The 15,743-nt window shown below is 63.4% G+C and carries 18 protein-coding genes and 2 tRNA genes; 13 read left to right on the top strand and 7 right to left on the bottom strand.

Annotated elements, in window-relative coordinates:
• The first annotated feature begins 232 nt into the window (after window positions 1-232).
• The 4 genes from QX071_RS27280 (at window position 233) to QX071_RS27265 (ending at window position 2,693) form a co-directional block, all read left to right on the top strand.
• On the top strand, window positions 233-646 hold the full coding sequence (locus QX071_RS27280; protein ID WP_315705126.1) for a hypothetical protein: 414 nt from the start codon (window positions 233-235) through the stop codon (window positions 644-646).
• Between the two features lie 183 nt (window positions 647-829).
• On the top strand, window positions 830-1,231 hold the full coding sequence (locus QX071_RS27275) for a hypothetical protein (RefSeq protein ID WP_409977523.1): 402 nt from the start codon (window positions 830-832) through the stop codon (window positions 1,229-1,231).
• Window positions 1,232-1,533: 302 nt separating this feature from the next.
• On the top strand, window positions 1,534-2,247 hold the full coding sequence (locus QX071_RS27270) for a porin family protein (RefSeq protein WP_315705127.1): 714 nt from the start codon (window positions 1,534-1,536) through the stop codon (window positions 2,245-2,247).
• Window positions 2,248-2,453: 206 nt separating this feature from the next.
• Window positions 2,454-2,693: a hypothetical protein gene (locus QX071_RS27265; protein ID WP_315705128.1), complete on the top strand. Its 240-nt coding sequence runs from the start codon at window positions 2,454-2,456 to the stop codon at window positions 2,691-2,693.
• 143 nt (window positions 2,694-2,836) lie between these two features.
• Here QX071_RS27265 and QX071_RS27260 read toward each other — a convergent pair whose 3' ends face one another.
• Together QX071_RS27260 and QX071_RS27255 are read right to left on the bottom strand one after the other, a co-directional pair.
• Window positions 2,837-3,091, bottom strand: coding sequence for a hypothetical protein (locus tag QX071_RS27260; RefSeq protein WP_315705129.1), 255 nt, complete (start codon window positions 3,089-3,091; stop codon window positions 2,837-2,839).
• A gap of 360 nt (window positions 3,092-3,451) precedes the next feature.
• Window positions 3,452-4,033, bottom strand: a complete 582-nt coding sequence (locus QX071_RS27255) for a hypothetical protein (protein ID WP_315705130.1) — start codon at window positions 4,031-4,033, stop codon at window positions 3,452-3,454.
• A gap of 306 nt (window positions 4,034-4,339) precedes the next feature.
• Here QX071_RS27255 and QX071_RS27250 point away from each other — a divergent pair, with 306 nt between their 5' ends.
• The 4 genes from QX071_RS27250 (at window position 4,340) to QX071_RS27235 (ending at window position 6,759) form a co-directional block, all read left to right on the top strand.
• Window positions 4,340-4,918, top strand: coding sequence for a TetR/AcrR family transcriptional regulator (locus QX071_RS27250; protein ID WP_315705131.1), 579 nt, complete (start codon window positions 4,340-4,342; stop codon window positions 4,916-4,918).
• A 168-nt stretch (window positions 4,919-5,086) separates the two neighbouring features.
• Complete coding sequence (locus QX071_RS27245; RefSeq protein ID WP_315705132.1) at window positions 5,087-5,749, top strand: DUF3313 domain-containing protein; 663 nt, start codon at window positions 5,087-5,089, stop codon at window positions 5,747-5,749.
• Between the two features lie 61 nt (window positions 5,750-5,810).
• Window positions 5,811-6,386 carry a DUF2147 domain-containing protein gene (locus tag QX071_RS27240; protein ID WP_315705467.1) on the top strand — a complete coding sequence of 192 codons (576 nt, stop codon included), beginning with the start codon at window positions 5,811-5,813 and terminating at the stop codon, window positions 6,384-6,386.
• A gap of 109 nt (window positions 6,387-6,495) precedes the next feature.
• Window positions 6,496-6,759, top strand: coding sequence for a hypothetical protein (locus QX071_RS27235; protein ID WP_315705133.1), 264 nt, complete (start codon window positions 6,496-6,498; stop codon window positions 6,757-6,759).
• Window positions 6,760-7,236: 477 nt separating this feature from the next.
• On the opposite strand, the gene QX071_RS27230 is transcribed toward QX071_RS27235, so the two are convergent.
• Window positions 7,237-7,455 (bottom strand): helix-turn-helix transcriptional regulator, encoded by a 219-nt coding sequence (locus QX071_RS27230; protein ID WP_315705468.1) that lies wholly within the window; start codon window positions 7,453-7,455, stop codon window positions 7,237-7,239.
• 121 nt (window positions 7,456-7,576) lie between these two features.
• Here QX071_RS27230 and QX071_RS27225 point away from each other — a divergent pair, with 121 nt between their 5' ends.
• The gene (locus QX071_RS27225; RefSeq protein WP_315705134.1) at window positions 7,577-7,906 is read left to right on the top strand and encodes a hypothetical protein; all 330 of its coding nucleotides are present in this window, start codon (window positions 7,577-7,579) and stop codon (window positions 7,904-7,906) included.
• Between the two features lie 491 nt (window positions 7,907-8,397).
• On the opposite strand, the gene QX071_RS27220 is transcribed toward QX071_RS27225, so the two are convergent.
• Together QX071_RS27220 and QX071_RS27215 are read right to left on the bottom strand one after the other, a co-directional pair.
• A tRNA-Thr gene (locus tag QX071_RS27220) sits at window positions 8,398-8,472 on the bottom strand.
• A 191-nt stretch (window positions 8,473-8,663) separates the two neighbouring features.
• Entirely contained in the window at window positions 8,664-9,113 is a 450-nt protein-coding gene (locus QX071_RS27215; RefSeq protein ID WP_315705135.1) for a hypothetical protein, read from the bottom strand.
• Window positions 9,114-9,502: 389 nt separating this feature from the next.
• On the opposite strand from QX071_RS27215, the gene QX071_RS27210 reads away from it, so the two are divergent.
• On the top strand, window positions 9,503-9,961 hold the full coding sequence (locus QX071_RS27210) for a hypothetical protein (protein WP_315705469.1): 459 nt from the start codon (window positions 9,503-9,505) through the stop codon (window positions 9,959-9,961).
• A 61-nt stretch (window positions 9,962-10,022) separates the two neighbouring features.
• Window positions 10,023-10,484 carry a hypothetical protein gene (locus tag QX071_RS27205; RefSeq protein WP_315705136.1) on the top strand — a complete coding sequence of 154 codons (462 nt, stop codon included), beginning with the start codon at window positions 10,023-10,025 and terminating at the stop codon, window positions 10,482-10,484.
• 46 nt (window positions 10,485-10,530) lie between these two features.
• Here the strand turns inward: QX071_RS27205 and rlmB are convergent, their stop codons facing one another.
• Window positions 10,531-11,370, bottom strand: a complete 840-nt coding sequence (gene rlmB, locus QX071_RS27200; protein ID WP_315705137.1) for a 23S rRNA (guanosine(2251)-2'-O)-methyltransferase RlmB — start codon at window positions 11,368-11,370, stop codon at window positions 10,531-10,533.
• Window positions 11,371-11,583: 213 nt separating this feature from the next.
• Here rlmB and QX071_RS27195 point away from each other — a divergent pair.
• Window positions 11,584-11,669 (top strand) — tRNA-Tyr (locus QX071_RS27195).
• Between the two features lie 196 nt (window positions 11,670-11,865).
• Window positions 11,866-13,764 carry an acyltransferase family protein gene (locus QX071_RS27190; RefSeq protein WP_315705138.1) on the top strand — a complete coding sequence of 633 codons (1,899 nt, stop codon included), beginning with the start codon at window positions 11,866-11,868 and terminating at the stop codon, window positions 13,762-13,764.
• 2 nt (window positions 13,765-13,766) lie between these two features.
• On the opposite strand, the gene QX071_RS27185 is transcribed toward QX071_RS27190, so the two are convergent.
• A complete protein-coding gene (locus tag QX071_RS27185) occupies window positions 13,767-15,662 on the bottom strand; it encodes an acyltransferase family protein (protein WP_315705139.1) in 1,896 nt (631 codons plus the stop codon).
• Window positions 15,663-15,743 lie beyond the last annotated feature (81 nt).

Here is a 15,743-nt window from a genome sequence, read left to right as displayed (position 1 = left end):
GCGCGGAAATATTCCCGGCTATTTGCGCGGATTTTGCGCCGCGATCTGTGCATTATACCGGCGGGAAGGTGACAGGGCGGTCATTTAGGTAACAAGTCAGTCATCAACATGAACGCTAGGCTGAAACCCGCTTCAGGATGGGTTCAGTGCAGGCGCCTTACGCTCCTTTGCATGATCGATGAGGCCGGCTGATCGGGCCGGTCCCTCTCAGATCCATCCGAAGGAGATGACCATGCTGAAGAAGATGTCAGTTGCACTGCTCGCCGCATCGATCCTGGCTGCGCCCGCCGTTGCCGCCGGCCGCGCGAAGACGGACGTGTCCCCCAAATCCGGTCAGGCTCAGACTCAAACCCAGACCGCGCCGAACACCCAGCTCACCACCGGTACGGCCAATGCCGGGGCAGCGAAGACCGGCGGCGTGAACTCGACTGTCGCGAAGTCGCAAGCCAATCCGACCAAGGTGACCCGCCAGCACCGCGCGCATCGGCATTACGCCCATCGTCATCACAAGAAGGTGAATGCGATGCGGGCTTCGATGAAGGTGCACGGCGCGCCGAAGGCCAAGGTCGGCTTCAACAAGACCAGCCACAAGGCCATGCCGAAGGTCAGTTTCAGGCCGGTGTCGCCGACAGCCCGCCGCGGCTGAGATCGACTAGCTTCGGCCAACCATGAAGAGTTGGGGTCTGTCGTCGGGCGCACAGCATGTGCGCCCGACAGAGGCGGGGGGCTTCGATCAGAACCGATTTCCTTTGCGTCGCGGATTGTTTAGAACGCCGGGCGACGAATCTCAGTCTTGAACGGGGCGAGCCAGGTGATATCGCCGAGGGCTTTGGTGCTGCTGTTGCCGCTGCTGCTTGCGGCCTGTATCACCGACGGGGACAGCAGCAACACGCTTTCGTTTACCAGCGACCGCGGGATTTCCAGCCAGCCGTTCCCGAACAATTACCGCGCCGAGATCCTGGCGTTCATGCGGACCTATTTGAACAACCCGGTCGGTCTGCAGGACACGGCGATGGCCGAGCCGGTGCAGCGGACCGTCGGCGGCAGGCTGCGCTACGTCAGCTGTCTGCGATATTCCGCCCGCGACACCGACGGTTCCTATGGTCCATCGAGCGACCGGGCCATCGTCTATGTCGACGGACGGCTCGACCGGGTGGTCGAGAATGCCGGGGAACTCTGTGCCGGCGTTACCTTTGCGCCCTTCCCGGAACTGGCGGCCATGACCCGCTAGGGCCGGGCTCTAACGCGAGCCATCCTTGGCTGTCGAGGCTTGCCTCGTTCTCGGGGGCGCTCCTTGCGCTCGCCCACCACGCATCACAATTAAAGGAGGGGTTGAACAAATCCCGCCTTTGCCGGACCAAACCTGTGGCAGGGCGCGCTTCACGAAAAATTCGGGAAGCCTATGGAACAAAAGGCCTTTGTTGCCCGGGGGTGACAGACGCCGCCCATTCACAGCTGCGTCAGCGCCATCGGGCAACCCAAATGCGGCCACGATGTTCGATAGATGTCGCAACTGAATAACGGGGACTTTCGATGAAACGAGTTTTGTTAAGTGCTGTCGCGTTGTCGGCCTTGGCGGCCCCGGCTTTCGCCGCCGACATGCCTGCGCGCACCTATAACAAGGCGCCTGTCTATGCCCCGCCGCAGGCGATCTATAACTGGACCGGCTTCTATATCGGCGGCCATCTCGGCGGCGCCTTCTCGCAGAGCAACAGCCTGGAAGGCAATAACGGCCGTTTCCTGGGCGGTGTGCAGGGCGGCTTCGATTATCAGTTCGCGCCGAACTGGGTGCTCGGCATCGAGGCTCAGTACAGCTGGATGGACCGGAACACGACCAATTTCGGTTTCCCCGGCGCGACCGTGGTCACCTCGACCGGTGCCAACCAACTCGGCTCGGTGACCGGCCGGATCGGCTACACCTGGGGACCAGCGCTGCTCTACGCCAAGGGCGGCTATGCCTGGCGTGACGGCAATGGCCTTGGCGTCTCGGTGGCAGGCATCCCTGCGGCCTTTACCACCAACGGCAACCACAAGGACGGCTACACCGTCGGTGGCGGCCTCGAATACATGTTCGCGCCGAACTGGTCGGCAAAGGCCGAGTATCAGTATTACAATTTCGGCAATACGACCTTCACGGGCGGTCCTGCGCCGATCGTCGGCAGCCGCTTCAACAGCGACGAGCACACGGTCAAGGTCGGGGTGAACTACCGCTTCGGATGGGGCGGCCCGGTTGCCAGCAAGTACTGATTGTCACGACGGCTGCTGGGTCCTCCGGCTCGACGCCTAAGCCAGGAAATTGCTCACGCCCGCGACCCTCGCGGGCGTTTTGCTGTCGCTATTTGCCCACGTCACGGCGGGCTTCCTTCGCCGCTGCAAAAATTTTTTCAAAGCTTCGTGAAACTTTAGCCGACGATCGGTTATTATGGGGCCGCCGGTCTGATGGATCATCCCCCATGCGTATTTTGGTGTCGGTGCTGTTGTTGTCCGCGGCAGCCTTGCCGTGCTCTGCCCAAACCATTCTCAAGTCCGAGCCGCTGATGCTGGCGCCCTATGAGGTCGCGTTCGTCCAGAACGCATCGTGCCCGCCGGGCAAGGTGCTGAAGGTGACCGGCGTCATCCGCGGCCTGAGCCGCAAGCGGACATGCGTCGCGCTTCCTGCCGAGCAGGCGTCGCTGGCCACGGCGACGCCGTAAGGCGAGCGACCGCTGCGGTGGATCGACCGCGGACAGCCTGTGCTGTCCGGGGGCGGTTGAAGTGTCTCTTCTATTCTCCCCTGGATCTCCCCGGAGCATTCCTCCCAGGGGGCGGGGTCGCAGCGCTCCGGACGAAGCAGCGCTCAGGACGAAAACGGGATGTGGAGCGGCAGCTGCTGCTCGGCCTCTGCGCAATTCTGCCACGGATCTTCTTCCGGCTCGACGGCACAGGGCCTGATCTCGTAGTCGTTGTCGAGACAGAGGTGGACGTCAGAGCGACGCGTACCGGTCGTGACGTCAACCACAAGTCCGCTTTGCCGGGCCAGTCTCCAGACGTCGGCCTCGGTCGGATAGGCCTTGCTCAACTTGGCTTCGTTGCAAAACAGCGCGTAGGGCATTCTGAACGGCTCCGGTCGACTCAAGATGAACCGAGGATGAACAAAGCTTGCGCCGAGACGCAGGCGGGGCTTGGGCAGGAAAGCGGCGATTTCCAGTTCGGCGAGTCGTAAACGAGTCCTAAATTTTGGAAAAAAGAATCTCTGGGACTCATCGCCTAGAATCGCCGGATGGTTAACCCCATGGGGACCGACCTCCACATCTTTTGCGGGCGAATACAGCTGACGCTCGCCTTCGGGCTGCTGGTGGCTTTGGCGGCCAATGTGGCGCTGCTTTGCGCTTGGCTATCTGCGCGTTAGGGCGATCGCTTTCATCCATTCGGTCTCCCGAACGCCAGAGACGGTCTCGCGCAAAGCGTCGCGCTATTTGTTGTCGTTCCGCGAGGTCTGCTCGATCGACGCGCGCAGCCGCGCCAAGGTCGTTGTGAAATATTCCTGGCGCTCTCGGTTGAAGCGCTCCTGATGGGCGCGAAAGCTCGCGATGCGGGCACGGATTTCGTCCTGCATGTTCCGCTGAATGCCGAGTTGTGCGGTAAGGGCAGGGGAAGGCGTGCTTTTGAAGGGCGTGGCCCGGAACGAGCCGGCAGCCGGTCCTTCGTCCGCGACCGGAGCGAATTCGGATGGGTTGGAGCTATCCGGCTCCGGTGCCGATGATGAAGACACCGCTTCGCCCGCATCATTTGCTGCGCTTAGCTCAACAGATCCCTCTACAGCGAGGATGTCCTGTTCGGCCGGGGCAGAGGCGGACTCGGACCCAGCGGGCTCGCTCCCGCCTGCGCCGGACTGCGGCGGGGTCGACACCGGTGCCGCCGATGGCTGATGGGGGGCGCTGACAGGTATCGAAGGGGGAGCCAACTGGGCAAAATCGACGGGTTTGCCCGTGACCTGCTCGACGAAAGCCAACGTCTGCGCAATCAAGGCGTCGCGTTCCTCTTTCCACCCCATGGCGCTTTACCCCTCAGTCTCGCGCTGTGATTGCAGCAAAGTCTTCGGCCCAGATCAAGTAGCCGGGCCAGTGAGTTCTGGGGATGAATGAATGTTGCGGATGAAATGGGGTAGTATGACTGCCGCATTCCCGTCCCGATTGCGCCCCCAACGATCACCAGCCCAGCTGAACACGCTCGCGTCGGAATAGTTCCAAACCGCGCTGGGACGCACAATGCACGGCGGCTCTCTGGTGTCTTGACGAGCCAAGCTCGCTTCCATCAAGTGCGAGGTCGTGAATGCCCCGCCATTTCTCCAAGCCGGATCATGGATAATCCTTCCCGTTCTGAACGGTCGCGCAAAGCGGCTTTATCGGCTGCTCTCACCATCATCGCACGCGACGGGCCGGGGCGGCTGACCCTGGACGCCATCGCGCGCGAGAGCGGCTTGAGCAAGGGCGGCTTGATGCATCAGTTCCGCAACAAGGAAGCGGTATTGAGGGCGCTGCTCGAGCAGCAGTTCGTTCATTTCGGCGAGTTCTCCAAAGAGTTCAGGCGCAAGACGGCCGGCGCCACGAAACAGCCCGAGCTCGCGACGCAGATCGCGACCTCGCGTGAGCTGATCGCGCAGCAATTCTCAGTCGCCCAGGCGATGCTGGGCGCCTTGGCCCAGGATCCAGGGCTGCTGGCGGACGCGCGCGCTGGAGACGCTGAGCGAGTCGCCGAGATCAGGGCGGAAGCATCCGATCCGGACCTTGCAGTCCTGCGTTGGGCGGCGGCGCGCGGCCTGGCGTTGATGGCGATGCTGCGGATCTCCCCCATTGCGGACGAGGAGATGGAACGGCTGTTCGGCCGCCTGGCGGACGACACCCAGTGGACCGCCCTGGAGCAGACGTCAGCCTCCTGAGGCCTCTTGGCTCAATGGTTGCGAGCTGGGGCGCCTGATCGGAGCCCCGTGTGCTGCAGCCAAACACAACCGGCATCTTCTCTGGCACTTTACAAACCGTCTAGTCGGTTTTATGATGCAGCGCATCAGGATGCTGCCGCAGGGGCCATCTCGCGTTTTGGAGGGAAGATGAAAGGTCCAATCCGGACCCGCAGCGTCCTGGCGCTGCTGTGGTCCGCCGCCGTGGCAGGATGCAATAGCGTCACCCCGGTGGCCTATTCTGAAGTGGCATCGGCGCATTACCTCGCACCGAACGCATCCGATACCTCGGGACGGGTGCCGTATCGCTACGCTGCGCCGGTCGATTGGCGCGGTTACGACAAGGTCATGCTGGATCCGGTCGTGATCTATCGCGGCCGCGACCACCAATTCGGCGATATGCCCGAGCAGGACAAGGTGAAGCTCGCCACCTATATGCGGGCGCGTTTTCTGGAGCGACTGAGTACGCGCTTTGCGACCGTGAGCCAGCGCCAGCCGAACACGTTGCGCGTGCGGCTCACCTTGACCGGTGCGGTGACCAACACGCCCGTGTTGGGGACCATGTCGCGCTTCGATCTGGCAGGTGCGGTCTATAACGGCGTGCAGACCGCGCGCGACGGCGAGGGGCTGCTGACCGGATCGGTGTTCTACGTGGTCGAGATTCTCGACGCGCCGAGCGGGCGGCTCCTGAGTGCCTTCGTCAGCAAGCAATACCCCAGTCCCTACGACATCCAGGCCAGTGTCGGTGCGCTCGCAGCTGCGGAGGCGGGCGTCGACAAGGGGGCCGATGCGCTCCTCGCCCAGCTCAGGTGAGCGCATGCGAGGCAGCGCATGGCTCGAGGCGGACACAAGGACGAGGTCGATCGAGGTGAAAATAAGATTCCTGCTGCGTGTGGTCCTGCGTCTTGCCCTGAGCATGCTGCTCTCGGTGGCCGAAGGACGAGGCCAGGCCGCGACCGTCAGCGACCCCGGCGGCACTTGGCTGACTGAAGATGGCCGCGCCCGGGTGCGGTTGGAACGTTGCGGCGCCGCGCCCGAGCGCATCTGCGGCTACATCGTCTGGATGAAGGAGCTGGTGGACAGCAGAGGTCAGCCATTCCGCGATCGGCTCAATCCTGATCCGGCCAAGCGGCCGCGGGCGCTGCTCGGCCATCAGATACTGCTCGGTCTCAAGCCAACCGCCGACGGCCGCTACGCCGGCGAGGTGTACAATGCCGAGGACGGCAAAACCTACGGCGTCTCGGTCTGGCGCGACAGCCCGGGCCGATTGGCCGTGAAGGGCTGTCTGCTCGGGCTATTTTGCGCCACCCAAAGCTGGACCCAGACGCGAGACGCGGCGCCTGGCCAATTGCTCGGGCCGACCGGCGATCCCACAGGCCCCGTCGCCGACCCCGAATGGGCCGCGCCGCACCAGCCGACTGCAACGGCCACGAAGATGCGAGCGCGGTAGTGTCGCGGATTTGGCGTTCGAGTTGCCCTGCCGTGCGGCCGCGGCGACATCTATGGAACTCGCAGCGGGGCATTGGGTTCTCCGAGTGGGGGCGATGAGGAGCGTCGCCATGAGACAGAGCATTGTTGCAGCCATCGCCGTCGCCGCGGTTGCTGCTGGCGCCGGGTGGGCGGTCCATTCGACCAAGATCGCCGACTCGTGTCCGTCCCCATCTGCGGCTTCGGTCACTGCACTCTTTGCGCCATGCCAGGCCGTCGAGACGGCGATGGCGCCCATGATCTCCCGCAAAGATGCCGTGCAGATGGGACTGATGCCCGCTGATGAACGAAGCTGGCCGGGAGAGGGCTCGTCGACCCGGTTCGCGGAGAAATAGCGCGAGGTTGGCTGGTGCCGCTAGCGGTCGCCCGAGCCCGCCTTGGCCAAACGTCCGGCGTCAGGTTCGGACGTCATCTCGGTAGCAAGCGCCTCGAAGGGCCGGCAGGTCGACAAGCCTGGCGCCATCGAACGCGCTGACCGGGATCGCTAGCACCAGCCCGGAAGTGTTGGCGGAGCGACAATCGACGGCGCTAGCAAAGGAGCCGGCGAGTTGGGCTCGACCGCCGCCATCACGCCAATCGAATGTCCCCGCGGGTCAAGGAGAGAAGGCCGCCCATACGTCTTTGGTGATGGTGGTGGTCTCGTGCGGCATTGGTCCACCCCAGATAGTCGTCAATGCGCTCGCGCTGATCAGCGCGCACCTCAGCATATCAGTGCAGGGGGCTTCGATCCCTCAGATTCAGTCCCTCAGATAAAGGGGCAGCAGTCTACTCGCCTCTCTTTCGGGCGGACGCACCTTCGAGGACGCCTGGAGCTATCGTCGTTCGGCGCGCGGCCGACGAAATGGCTCTTCCGTGCCGACGCCCAACGCAGCCACGACACGTTCCAAAACGCCGATCGATGGATTGCGCTTGCCGTCCTCTACGCCTGACAAACAGGTTTGGTGGACGCGTGCCCAGTGCGCAAGCTCCTCCTGCGAGAACCCCTTGTCGCGCCTTATCCTTTGTAGATTAAGCCCAGCCCGCCTGCGCACAGAGCGCAACAAGGTGCAACAAAATGCGACCTTACGAAAGGTTGCTACGGTGCAAGACTATCATGTAAGGTTGTCCTGCTTTTTGACGGTTCGACCAACGTCCTGACAGAAGGAGGAGGCTATGGAGCTTGAACAATCGCCACGGCAGATCGCTCTTTGGCAAGAACGCCGATCGGACACGATCCACCGCAGCCTCGATGATCTCTTGGCCATGGCGCACCGGTACCGCCATGAAGGTTGTTTGTGGCAGGCGATGGAGATGTATTGGATGTTGTCGGAAGACCATTACGGGACCGCCCAGGCGATGGAGGCGGAAGGGAGCCTGCTGGAACTGGCTGATGCCTATAAACACGAAGGTGCGCGACATGCGGCGCGCGCTGTCTATGAGCGCCTGTCCAATTTGGATGGCATAATGCGTCGCCATGAAGTGGAGACTGTGCGGCAAGCTTGACATCCCAGAGACGGGCTTGCAGGGCGGCGAAGCCCAACGAATGTGGCAAAGTGGAGCCCTCAATACCCAAGCCGCGGCGTGCCGCGCCAAGGGTGCCTTTGCTCATCGGCCGCATGTGTGACCGCGAGGACGGAAACACGAACTCGCTTCTGCCGGTCAGCTCGCGCAACTCGCCGGGGATGGCGACCGCTTGGCTGTTGAGGGGCACACGCGCGGCCGACGCATCTTCATGATTTCGGCCGGCAGCGAAATGGCTGGGGCGTTGTCGTGTGCACTAACCCAGCTCCGTCGCAACTGACGCAACTCGCCCGGTCGGAGCGCGGTCAACGCGGGCAGTCTCGTACCGTCATCTGGGCCGTCACCCAGGCTTGTCATCAAATGCCATCGCAGGGATTTGGTAGCATTTCGGTGGCGTCAGATAGCTACGCCATTGACTGTGCTTTGCTTTCGGATGGCTGTGGATTTTCGTTGATGGCAGCGGATGAACAGGATGGTGCCGGCTGAGGGGATTGAACCCCCGACCTTCGGTTTACAAAACCGCTGCTCTACCGCTGAGCTAAGCCGGCGAACGCATCGTCAGGATCGCGCCGCCTTCCGGAAGCCAGCTTGCGCTGGCAGAGGCGGGCAGCGGCGCCGTTCCTATCAGAGTTGCCCTGGCGAGGCTACTCCCGTCCGCAATCGGGCGTGGGCCGCAACAAAGGGACGACCCTAAGGTCGCCCCTGGCCGAGACGCTTGATGGCTCGTGCCGGCCCCTCGTCACTGGCAGAGGTGCATCACCCCATCACTGCCCTTGAACATCGTGCCGGGACGGCAGGCCAGCCCGTTGCGGGTGGCATAACTGTCCCAGTTGCCATAATAGCCCGTCGGGCCGCGGTCAAAGGCTGGCTGGCTGTAGTGATAGGGTCCCGGGTCATAGGCGTAAGCGTCGGCCGCGCGGAATGGAGCGGTGGCGATCGCGCCGGCAGTTCCGACCGCAGCGCCTGCGACTCCGGCAGCCGTGCCGACTGCGCCGGCGGCGACATCGACCGGCCAGAAACCGCTGTTGCGGCGATCCCAACCGTTGTTGTTCCAGCCGGCATCGGCCTGCTGCGGCATGGTCTGCTCGCGCACGATGTTGCGGTGTCCTTTGACGTGCTTGGCGAGCGCGGGACCTGACAATGCCGTCGCAAGCGCTGCCGCCACCCCGACAGTAGCGATCTTGTTCATGGAATACTCCGTCGTTGTGCCCCGCCAGCTAAGCGCAACATCGGACTGGGGTTCCTGGATATCTCTCCGGCTTCTTCAAACCGTCGTGAGAGATTGCGAATGCCACCGTCTCTCATCCGCGCGGCGCGCTGCTGGGTGCTCGGTGTGGGATCGACGATCGGGATGGTCGCGCTGTTGGCGGCGATGGCCGCACCGTTTGCGATTTCGGCGTGCGCACGCGTCACAGCCGCTTCTCACCAACATGGAAAATGGGGCGGCAGCGATAGTCGGCGGCATTAACCCGGGAGGAATGCCCGCGCGTTAGGCTTACCGCAAGATCGAGGTGCGCCCTTAACCCTTATCGGCGGCCATTGAGGTAATTTGAACAGGACAACCGGGACGTGAACTCTATGCGTTTTACCATGGCTTTGGCCATTCTGATCGGAACGGCCTCCGCATCCTTCGCCAGCGAAGGGTTCGAGATCATCAGGCCGATGCGCCCGGGTGTGCCGATCATCATCAACGGCATCGATGCATCCTACGCCGTGGTCGAAGGGCAATTCGGGCTTGGCCGCGGTTATCAGATGCAGCCCACCATCTATGGCGGCCGCTATGTCGATTCCGAGCCGCAGGTCGGCCACTATTATCCGAGCCTCGGCTCCAAGCCGGGCTATGGACGGATGGAGATCGAGCCGCCGGCCAACCGCAAATTGCCGAAGCCGGCAGAGAGCTATCATCGATCATGGGGCGCCCAATCCATGATGCAGCCGCCGCAGCCGGAGGTGCCGATGTATCCACCTGCGGTGATCCTGGCGCCGCCTGAGGGCCATCGCGATTTCGGCGGCCCGCCGATGGACTATCGCCGGTAACGGCGAGGGCTCGAGACCAATAAAACGAGATCAATAAAAAACTGATCGACAGGAGAGAGTAATGCGTCAAACGATTTCAGGACTTGTTGCCGTTCTTGGCCTTGCTGTCGTGGGCACAGCGCCCGCGGCGGCCTGCGGATTTACGACCTGCGGGGCGTGCACTGCTTACGCTCCCTGTGCGCCGGCTTACGTCTATCAGCCCGCCTATACTTATCAGCCGACCTATACCTACACTTACTCCGGCTGCGGCGCCTGCGGCGCGCGCTATGAGCGCCTGGTCGAGCCGACCACCCAATATTACTACGTGAATCAGGGCCCGACCTACAGCGGCCCGGGCGCCTTCGCGCCCTATCCGGCCTACAGGGAGAGTGCGCTGCCGGCCTATGGTTATGGCTACCGGCACTACTATCACGGCGCCGGCGTCTCCGGCCCCGCCGTTTACGGCTACCGCCACCACAGGGCGTATCGTTGGGGCTATTCGCGGTACTATCAAGGCCGCCCGGTGCTGCGCCGCTACGACTGATCGCGGATGCGCGAGGTTCGGTGCCCGCGGGCGGGCGTGTTGCGGTTCAGGACATGAGTCCAAGCTGGCTGGCGCCGATGTAAAGCGCCAGCACTGCGGCGTTGGAGACGTTGAGGCTCTTGATGTCGCCCGGCAGGTCGAGCCGCACCACCACGCTGCAGGTCTCGCGGGTCAGCTGCCGCAGGCCCTTGCCTTCGGCGCCGAGCACCAGCGCGAGCGGCTGGCGCAATTCGATCGCGGCGAGCTTCTCGGATCCTGCGCTGTCCAGGCCGACGGTCTGGAAGCCGCGCTCGTTCAGTCGGCTCAGCGCGCGGGCGAGGTTCTGCACGGTGACGATCGGCACGAGCTCCAATGCGCCGGAGGCGGACTTTGCGAGCACACCGGTTGCTTCCGGGCTGTGCCGCGCGGTGGTGACGATCGCCTTCACCCCAAACGCCGCGGCCGAGCGCAGAATGGCGCCGACATTGTGCGGATCGGTGATCTGGTCCAGGACCAGGACCATGCCGGCCGCTTCCAGGGTCTCGACATCGGGCGAGGGCAGGGGATCGGCTTCGGCAAGCAGACCCTGATGCACCGCATCAGGCCCGAGCTGGCGATCGATCTCGCTGGGGCGGACGATCTCCGGTGTCACCCGGGTCGGGATCTGTTCCTCGGCGAGCCGGCGTGCGGCATTCTCGGTCAGATACAATTTGCGGATCCGGCGCTGCGGATTGGCGAGCGCCAAACTCACCGTATGCCAGCCATAGAGGATCACCGGCCCGTCATGATCGGATCCGCGCTCGCGCCACGCCGGCGGCCGGCCGAAACCACCGGGTTTACCGAAGGATTTGCCGGCTGGTTTACCACCGGGGCGCCGGGCGGGGGGCTTTCGATCGCGTTCTTTCATGAAAGGGCTTGTGTCATGCGGACCAGATTCTGGCAATTTGGCAGTGTGGGACCCGGAAATTTGCCATTCCCTTGGTTGACTTTGCGGTCCGCCTTCGACCATAACGGCCCCGGCCGCGCGCGCCCGCTTTGAGGGCCCCCGCGGCCTTACCGTCTTTATGGCGCTGATGGTCGAACGCCGCTCTTTGCGGAAGGCCGCCGATGCCATTGAAACGGGGGAGTGTCCCGAGTGGCAAAGGGAGCTGACTGTAAATCAGCCGCCTCATGGCTTCGCAGGTTCGAGTCCTGCCTCCCCCACCAACCCCGCCGGTAGCTCAAGTCAAGCCTTTCGGACAATCCGTTCTCCGAATGTCGGTAGGCTCGGGTAAATTTGGCCGAACTTGCTCGGCAATGGCGCCGCCAAGCCGCCGGGCTTGATGGAGCCAACTGTATCCAGATATTGCCATTTGTGTCCTGATGTGCTTACCGACCGCTCGGTAATGCGCAGTGGTGGGCGGTGGGACGCTGGTATCGGGCAGATATTGATGGTCTGCGGGCGATCGCGGTTGGCATCGTCGTGCTGTTCCATCTGCGCATCAGCGGGTTCGAAGCAGGCTTTGCCGGCGTCGACATCTTCTTCGTCATCTCCGGCTATCTGATCACCGGCCATATCCTGCGCGACATCGCCGCGAAGCGGTTCTCGTTCGCCGAGTTCTACCTGCGGCGGGCGCGCCGGATCCTGCCGGCCTTGATCGCCACCATCATGCTGACCTTTGTCGCGGGCTGGCTCTTTCTGGCGCCGGAGTTCCTGCGCCAGCTCGCCAAAGAGGCAACGCACGGCCTGCTGTCGATCTCCAACATCCAATATTGGCGCGAGGCGAACCAATATTTTGCGCCGACGGCGGACCAGTTGGCTTTGCTGCATCTGTGGTCGCTATCGGCCGAGGAGCAGTTCTATCTCGTCTCGCCGCTGCTTCTGGTTCTGTTCAGCCGGACTGCTTACGCGTTTCCCGCGATTGGGCTGACCGGGCTGATGTCGCTGCTGGCCGCCATCATCTGGTTGCCGCGCGATCCCGGGGCGGTGTTCTTCCTGACGCCCTTCCGTGTGTTCGAATTCGTGCTCGGGGCACTTGCCATTCAGCTGGAGCGGCCGCTCGCCAAATCGTCCGTGGGGCGCGCCGTCGTTGCGGCCGCCGGCTACGTTGTGCTGATCGGCAGCCTGTTCTTGATCGGCCGCTTTCAGGAGGCCGCGGGGATCGCTGCGTTGCCGCCGTGCATTGCGACCATGATGATCATCGCGGCCAATCGGCCGATTCGCCTGCTCGCCAACCCAGCGGTGCTTGCCATTGGGCGCGCCTCCTATTCGCTGTATCTCGTTCACTGGCCGGTGATCTTCTTCGCGCGCTTCATCTTCGGGGATCCGGCGGAAACGCCAGGCGGGATCGCGGCCCAGCTTGCGGTCATGGCGGCGCTCACGGCTCTGCTGTTCTTCACAGTCGAGCAGCCGCTGCGGCGGCTGCAGCTGGCAAGATGGAAGCAGGCAACCGGATTCGGCGTCGTGATCGCCGCCTGCGTGGCGATCACCTATGGAAGCTTCAGAGCCGATGGCATCATGTCGCGGATGCCGGCCGACCGGCTTGCATTATTGAAGCTGCAGAGTTTTGGGTTGAACGTTTGTCGGCAAAGAACCGATGTGAGTTGCGCGTTCGGCGATCCCAGCGGATCGCGTTCGCTCGAACTGGTTGGGGATTCCTTTGTGCAGCAATATGTCGCTGCGTTGGATGGCCCGCTGAAGGCACGTGCGATGGCGGGCCACACCTCGACCATCGGTGGCTGCCCCGTCTTGCTTGACGTCACCCTGCCAGGGCCGCGCGCGCAGACATGCGCGGAGCATCGCGACCGAGAGCTCGCGCGCGTCAAGCAATCGCCGGCCGAGGTCGTGGTGATCGGGCAGGCTTGGCAGGTCTATCTTGAGATGTTGAGCGGAGCGCATGTCCCGATGTCAGCCGCCGATCTGGCCGATCATGTCGCCGCCACCATCCGCTTTCTCGACCGCCCGGGACGCCGTTTCCTTGTGATCGGGGCGCAGGTCCGGCCCGTTGATTGCAGCTTTGATCGCTTGCGCATGATGCCCGGGCCGATCTGGCACAGGCTGCCGAAGCCATGCGAGCCGCTACCGAAGCAAGCGGCGATCGCGGACGGGGGCGCCATCGACGAGGCCTTGGGCAAGGCTCTGGCGAGCGACACGAACGTGACGCTGTTGAGGCCGTCCGAGATCTATTGCGACGAGGACTGTCCCGTCGTGAGCGATGATGTCTGGCTCTTCCAGGACGCCGGCCATTTCACGGTCGCCGGCGCGCAACGGATGGGAGCGCGGGCCAGCGCCATCTTCGCCAAGGTTCTCTCGGGCGAATAGCCTCATTGGGACTCGGCCGTTGGCGCCCGTTCCAAGACCGACTGCAATGCCGTCGATGTGTCCACAATCCGCCTGGCGAGCAACACCGAGCCCTCCGCGGTCAGATGACCTTGGTCCCAGGCGATCGGCGCCCCTGCCGCGACGACCGGGCAAGGTGCGTTTGGCGGGCACAGGAGGCGGAACGGTGACACATACTCCGTCAGCGGCACGTCCTTGAGCATGTTGCGCAGGATATCATCCGATCTCTCGACGAAGGGGAGCAGATGACTGTCCGGCGCCGCGCCGAAGTGCATTGCGGACACGACGAGGCGCGGCAGGGCCGTGTCATATTGCAGACTCGGGCCGACCAGCACGACGCGGCTTCCGGAGGCGGTGATCGAGGCAATCGCCGCGAGCAGGCTTCGGCGTGTTTCCTCAGCTTCGACCGAGCGCGCCCAACCGCCCGAAATCAACACGACGTCCGGCCTGATCTCGCGGATCAAGGCCGGAACCTTGCGGTTGAAGGCAGCGCATCGCTCCGTCTGGCCGTAGCTGATGGCGGGAAGGCATTGGGCCATGGTTGCCCTCAGGACGCTGCCTGGCGGGAGGGCTTGTCGCAGGCCGTGGGTGAGGTGCGCGGCGTGGCTGTCGCCCCATACGAAAACGTTGGGCCTGGGGCCGGCCGCGATGCACGAGGGCGAGAGCTCCTCGACTGTCTGGATTGGATCCAGGAAGCAGGAGCGATCTTCGTAGACCGGTCGATAGTCGTAATCGAGGAAACTCGCCATCGCCAGCTCCTGTGGCGAGAAGCGGAACGGCAGGCCGGCGGACCAGATCATCGCGGCCGCAAAGGCGATGGCTGCAATGCCCGTCGCGCCGAGCGCCCGCCATGTGATGCGCCACTCGGCCCGACGTGCGGGCCGTTCGACGAGATAGTAGCTTGCGACCGAAAGCGCCGTGCAACAGACGACGAGTGCGAACTTGTCGAAACCGGACGTCGGCGGTCCCCAGACTGCATAGACCAGAGACAACAGCGGCCAGTGCCAGAGATACAGCGAGTAGGACCAGAGCCCGACGGTGATCATCGGCTTCGTGACCATCAGCACGGCTTTGCTCGGCGCCGGATTGGCCCAGATCACCGCGGCAGTAGCGAGACAAGGCAGCAATGCGGCTTGTCCAGGATAGGGCGTTCGCGGCGAGAACACGTTGACGGCCGCGCCAAGCGCAATCCACCCGAGCGCGGCCGCTACGATCCTCAGCCGTTGCGTGGGAGGCTCAGGCAATGCCTCGATGGCCAGCAGTGCGCCAAGCGCGAATTCCCAAATGCGCGCCGGCAACAGATAGAATGCGCCTGCCGGCTGTAGCCGTGTTTGCAGGACACAGATGGCAAAGGATGCAAGCGCTGCGATCACGAAGCCGAACAGCGTCAGCGAGCGGCGCAGCGCGAAGGCCGCGACCGCGGCGGCCGGGAAGAGCAGATAGTACTGCTCTTCGACCGCAAGCGACCAGGTGTGCAGCAGCGGCTTGGTGATGGCCGCTGCGTCGAAATAACCCTGCTGCGACCAGAACAGGATGTTGGAGGAGAAGGTCACGACGGCGAGCGCCTGTTTCGCAACGGAGACCGTATCCTGCGGCAGCAGTAGGACGCTGGAGCAGGCCAGCACCGTACAAAGCATCGCGAACGAGGCTGGCAGGATGCGGCGCGCCCGTCGCTTATAGAAGTTCGCGAAGGAGAAGGTGCCGGCGAGAACCTCGGCCCGTATGATCCGCGTGATCAAGAAGCCGGAGATCACGAAGAAGACGTCCACGCCGACATAGCCGCTTCGGAACGGCGAGATGTCGTAGTGGTAGGCGATCACGGAAATGACCGCGAACGCTCGAAGACAATCGATATCCGGTCGGTAGGAGAGAGGGCTCAAATCACGGTCCACAGCGAAATGTTGCCCCTGGCGGTCGGGACACATGCTGCAACATGTTACCCTGAACAGGACGAATACGTC

Source organism: Bradyrhizobium sp. SZCCHNS1022, from assembly GCF_032484835.1.
In the GTDB taxonomy this organism is placed as follows: domain Bacteria; phylum Pseudomonadota; class Alphaproteobacteria; order Rhizobiales; family Xanthobacteraceae; genus Bradyrhizobium.
The sequence above is the reverse complement of the archived record's forward strand: the minus strand, read 5'-3'. Positions and strand labels throughout refer to the sequence as shown.